We start from the raw sequence: 5,561 nt of genomic DNA on the forward strand, positions 1-5,561 counted from the left end.
TCGCTTGCGGCGGTCTATTTTCTCATCTATTCCACGATGCAGATTCCCTCGGGCGTGCTGGCGGACACTCTCGGCCCGAGGGTAACCATTTTTGCCGGTAACCTGACAGCCGGAATCGGGTCGCTTCTGTTCGCCTTTGCCGGATCGTTCGCCGCGGCGAGCGCGGGAAGGTTCCTCGTCGGGCTCGGTGTTTCGGTGATCTTCATCAGCTCCCTGAAGTTCAGCTCCCTCTGGTTCAGCGAGCGCAAGTTCGCGCTGGTGACCGGAATCATCCTGTTTGTCGGCAACGCGGGCTCCATTATGGCTGCGGGACCGTTCACCGTGGTGCTGAAATCCTTTTCCTGGCGCGCCGTGTTCATCGGTATCGGCGCTGTGTCGCTCGTTCTGTCGCTCATAGCGTTTTTATCTGTCCGGAATCGTCCCGAGGATTTCCGCTTTCCTTCCGTACGTGAGATGGAAGGCAGAAAAACAATTGCCGAACGCAACCAGCACTGGTTCAAAGACCTCGCGAGCGTGGTGAAAGTCCCCGCCGTGTGGCCGGGATTCTTCACTAATTTCGGCATTACCGGCGGCACCTATGCATTCATGGGATTATGGGGCATTCCCTATCTCCGCGATGTGTACGGCCTCGACCGATCGAGCGCGGCGGAGTATATGACCGTGATGCTCGCAACCTATGCCGTCGGCGGGCTCGTTTTCGGCTGGATTTCCGACAGAATGGGCAGGAGAAAACCGGCTCTCCTCGCAAGCGCTCTCCTCTATACGGGCGCATGGCTGGCGCTCATATTTCTGCCGTGGAAACCGGGTCCCGCGATATTTATCCTTTTCGGGCTGATCGGTTTCGCCGGAACGGGGTGCATCCTCACCTTCGCCTGCGCGAAAGAGGTCATCAAACCGGCGCTTTCGGGGATGGCGACAAGCCTTGTCAACACGGGGACGTTTCTGGGGACGTTGCTCATGCAGCCGTTGTTCGGGTGGGTTCTCGACCGCACGTGGGACGGGACTCTGGTGAACAATGTCCGCGTATACTCGATGCACAGCTATTATTACGGGTTTATGATCATGCTCGCGTACGCCGCCATCGGAATCGTCGGCTCGCTGTTCATTAAAGAGACGTACTGCGCGAACATAACGCCGGATAACTGAGACGGTGATAAAAAATCACCGATATGATCCGCGCAAATCAGCGTTCTATTCTCATTTTTATAATGTTTTCATGAATTTTCCGTGCAGAAATTCTCTGAACAATTCATGTCCAACAAAAATGATTGTACGGTGTGTACAATTACGTATATTTATACTCCATGCCGTATCGGACAGCGATACAGTCCTCCGCTTTCCCTGTCATGTCGTCAAGGAATTAACGAAAAGGAGAGGATATCATGAGACAGCGATCTCCCTTTGTTTCTTTCATATTCATCGTCCTTGCAGCCATTGTTTACCGGATGCCGTCGCTGCCGATTATCAAATACGCATGCGAAATACGGCGGTATATGTATCTGCGGACCGGTGTTCTTTCCTTCCTTTCTCCTGAAATACCGACAATGCCCTTTTTTGCTTCAATCGGGTCCTGACTGTCAGAAAAACATCTTATAACTCACCTTTACATTGCGCCCGGCTTCCGGCATGATCGACTTGATGCGCGAAAGGTGATTTCGGTATTCCGTGTCGAATACATTATCGACCGAGCATATGAGCCGTTGAACGACACCGCCGTGAAAGAAGGTTTTCTGGACATACGGCCGAACTGTCGAATATCCGGCTGTTTCCTGTTCAAACCGGTCAATCCTGGACTGTCTTCCAACACATTCGGTTTCAAGCCCTAGTACGAACGATCCGGATTCCCTCCGTATGTCAACGAGAACTTTGAGCGGTGGAATCATGGGGAGCGGCAGATTGTCAGCAAGGTTTTGAGCATGAGTGTACTGGGCTTTTAAATCGAGCGACAACGACGATGCAATCGATATTTTCACATCGCTTTCAAAGCCTGCCATACGGGCATCGACTGCCTCGGCGCGGTACACCGGAAGAATCTGCTGCCAGTTGATCTCCCCCGTATTCCTGAACACGATGTATGAATCCATCATATTGACATACCCGGACCACACCGCGGTTATATGGTCTGTGTCCCAGAAGCCGAACACCTCGATGCCGGTCCCGGATTCGGCGCCGAGGGCTGGATTCCCGGTTTCATAGGAATAGGCGGCGAGATGGGGCCCTTCGTTGAACAGTTCCTCGATGGTGGGTACCCGCGCCGAACGGCTGATCGACATGCCGCCGGTAAAACCGGAATCGAACGGATACACTACTGCCACCGAAGCCGCGACTGTATCGAATGTACGGTTACCTATGGATCCGATATCAGAGATGCTGTTCATCGGGCGGGGTACGTAACGGGTATGGTCGTATCGGGCACCGGTCTGAAATTCGAATCCATGTATGCTCCATTCGTGATACAAAGCCGCCGATAGAGCGGTTGACCTCGTCGGTGCGGTGAATACATATCCGCCCATTTTGAGGTCACGGTAACGGTAATCCAGGGCGAGGATTGTATTCTTCGTTCCTGAAAATGTGTTGAATGTCAGCCGCGTTTTCGCCGTGTAGTTCTTCTGGAGAAACTCAGCGCCGACATACCCGCCGGATTCGTATTCAGTATGCGTATAGTACGTGCGGTCGATATCGAGATCGACAGTCTGTAGTCGCCTGTCACCCGGTTCCCATGAAGACGAGAACCGTATAGATCGACGGAGCATGTCGATATTGACCCCGTTCGGGTGACCGCCGATAAATCCGCCGGGGATGCCGTATTCAGAATCGAATTCATCGACCGAAACTCCCGCATGACCATGCTCGAATATGCGCGACGCTCCGAAAATATATGTTCGATTGGTGAGTCCGGTGTTATCGAGCCGACCGGCAGGGGTTCGCTCCTCGCCGGTTCGTTTCCATGTGGTTTCACCATAAACGACGTTGGCGCCGAGCGGCATGGTCAGGGTTGCGGCGCCGAGTCCGCCGGGATGTGCCGTCTCACCATATGTCCCGATTGTCCCGGTCATTTTCGAGGGCAGATGGAGAGGGATCGATTCCTTGCGGGTGTTGATCATTCCGCCGATGGTGATCGGAGAATACAGTACTGTTTTCGGGCCGATAATAATCTCGATGCGGTCTACAGTGAACGGCTCCACGGTCACAGCATGATCAGGGGAGGTTGCCGACAGGTCTGATATCACAAGGCTGTTTTGACCAATGATCACACGGTCTCCGCCAAGCCCGCGGATGATGGGGCGTGATGGCGCCGGACCCATGCTCTGCATCGAGACACCGCTCTGATTTTTCATGGTTTCGGCGAGCGATATGCTCACATTTCTCTGGAGATTATCACCTGACAGCACACCGGTGGTTCGCTGGATTTCATCAAACGCAGTTCCCGCTTCACCACTTTTAACCGTCACACCTTCCATGCGGTACACATTCGGCTCAAGAAAGAAATACAACCGTGAGCCGGTCGAATCATTAACCGAAACGGTTTCATTCAAAGGGGAATATCCGGTGCGTGATATAATGACATTGTGGCTTCCATATGGTAATGACACCTGAAAAGTACCATCATCGCGGGTGAGCATTCCTGTACGGTCATCCGGGAACCGGACACTTGCTACGGGAACCGGTTCACCCGTCTCTTTGTCCAGCACTATGCCCTGAAATGTAATGCAGGAGGGTTCCAGCGCAAGAATCGAAACGGGTGACATAATGAAAACGATACAGGTGATTATATATATGATGCACTTCATTTCTACTCCTAAGAGGGCTGTGAAAAAGATACTTTTCACAGCCCTCCTGAACGATGAGCAGGAAAGTTTGAATACTCTTTCCCTGCTCTTCAGTTTTCCCTGTCAATGCGAATGATCGCCGCTTGTGTCATATTCACCGATATGCACTCGTATGGGCGTGAATTCCTTGCCGACATTACCGTCATGCAGGATGACCACCTGAAGCGTGGTCTCGCCTTCTTTTATGCCGATGAGGTGAAACGACCAGTACTCCGGGGCCGGCGCCGATTCAGTCCCCAGTAAGGATTCGTCTCCCGCGATGAGCCGCAGGGCATGCGGCGGTACCTGAGGTGTGAATTCTCTGTTCTGATCGTCGTAGAACACCGCCTCGATGTGGCCCGTTTTACTACCGAGAGGGACCAGAATTTCACCGGCGGTTTCCCCTTCGGAAAAAAGAGACGCACTCGCAAGCAGTACACCCGAATCCTCTTCATAAAGCCGCACACCGACAGGCGGGCCATTCGAGCCATCGAGGTTTCGCACTGAAACCGGGATGCTCGGTGTGTGGAAATCATAGTGATCATTGTGCATGACCCGAAATTCGATAGTCGTCTCGCCAACCTTAAGGCCGTTCAGGTGGAATTCCCATTCCTGGCCGTCGTGACGGTATACTTCCACAACAGAGGGGTCTGATATTACCCATCCGAAACTCTTGTTCGCGTCGTCCGGCGGTTCGATCTCCTGATTATTTTCATCGAGAAACTTGATTTCCCAATGAGGAGTCAGGCCGACCGGTACAACCAGTGTATCGACCTTCCCGTTTGTTGTGTCGATTTCACCGCGGAACATCCGGAAGAAACGGACACCGGAATCTATTAGGACAATACCATCGGCCTTGTAATGATCCTGCTGAGGAACTGTCGGATTGTTCTTTTCGTTATCAAAGATGCAGCCAGCCGCCAGAACGGCGAGGAAAACCGCACCGATAAAAGCAGTTCTTTTCATGTCGTCACTCCTTTTCAGAGCATACCTCTCCATGAGGGTATGGTTATCCCTTGCATGAAAAGGCATGATACTATGTCAATAATGAGAAAAATCAGGAGTGCGATAAAGGCGGGGCGCGACGTTTGAATAGAGGAGAGGTTACCAATGGAATAAAGAGGCATGTAATTTTCACATTATAATGATACGATGTGAAAAACACGAGAAGGCCGAAAAGAAGAACATATGTTGCAACAAACGTGCTTTCCCACTTATGGACAGGACAGTCATGATGAACATTGGCATCCGTGTGGTTATGAAAATGATGGATTACCACGGGAAGCACAGCGAATACAACGAGAGTGATCAGGACAATGGCCTGCTGTAATCGCTTTGGATGCATTAAGATGTTATTTTTGATTATCATACTATTCATAAGTCAAGGTTATTAATAGAAAGACAAGCGGGTAAAAGTTTCAAAAATTAATTGTGATCCATGAGTTACACAAGAAAAATATACTGGTTATCTGAATAATATGTCAAGTTTAAAAGGAGTTCCGGCAGTCCCTCATTTTAAAGAACACTTTTTTAGATGTTACTTCCTTTGCGTGCCCAAAGGAAGTAACCAAGGAAAGGGCACCCCGTGAAAAGCCTTTTTCCACGGTCATGGCCCGTTTTTCGGGAATGTGTGAACTCACGAGCCTTCGGCTCGCTCGGACAGCACCCATTCTTTTTCCGAAAACCGGTTGTGACCGCGGGGCTTTTCAACGGGTTTATAAATTCACAGGATTTAATGGTCTATATTCTATT

Annotated in this window: 4 protein-coding genes; 2 read left to right on the forward strand and 2 right to left on the reverse strand. The window is 51.1% G+C overall.

The annotated features are described in order from the left end of the window. Positions 1-1,146, forward strand: a 1,146-nt coding sequence (locus LLG96_19475; GenBank protein MCE5252387.1) for an MFS transporter, incomplete at its 5' end; no start/stop codon positions are given. Positions 1,147-1,382: 236 nt separating this feature from the next. Next, positions 1,383-1,574, forward strand: a complete 192-nt coding sequence (locus LLG96_19480) for a hypothetical protein (GenBank protein MCE5252388.1) — start codon at positions 1,383-1,385, stop codon at positions 1,572-1,574. 3 nt (positions 1,575-1,577) lie between these two features. On the opposite strand, the gene LLG96_19485 is transcribed toward LLG96_19480, so the two are convergent. Both LLG96_19485 and LLG96_19490 read right to left on the reverse strand, forming a co-directional pair. Beyond that, the gene (locus LLG96_19485; GenBank protein MCE5252389.1) at positions 1,578-3,791 is read right to left on the reverse strand and encodes a TonB-dependent receptor; all 2,214 of its coding nucleotides are present in this window, start codon (positions 3,789-3,791) and stop codon (positions 1,578-1,580) included. Between the two features lie 102 nt (positions 3,792-3,893). Beyond that, positions 3,894-4,775 (reverse strand): hypothetical protein, encoded by an 882-nt coding sequence (locus tag LLG96_19490; GenBank protein MCE5252390.1) that lies wholly within the window; start codon positions 4,773-4,775, stop codon positions 3,894-3,896. Positions 4,776-5,561 lie beyond the last annotated feature (786 nt).

The sequence above is a fragment of the bacterium genome, assembly GCA_021372535.1.
Taxonomy (GTDB): domain Bacteria; phylum Latescibacterota; class Latescibacteria; order Latescibacterales; family Latescibacteraceae; genus JAFGMP01.

Bases quoted from the DNA above. Each gene is read 5' to 3' on its own strand.
- LLG96_19480 (MCE5252388.1), top strand. From the start codon at position 1,383: ATGAGACAGCGATCTCCCTTTGTTTCTTTCATATTCATCGTCCTTGCA.
- LLG96_19485 (MCE5252389.1), bottom strand. From the start codon at position 3,791: ATGAAGTGCATCATATATATAATCACCTGTATCGTTTTCATTATGTCA.
- LLG96_19490 (MCE5252390.1), bottom strand. From the start codon at position 4,775: ATGAAAAGAACTGCTTTTATCGGTGCGGTTTTCCTCGCCGTTCTGGCG.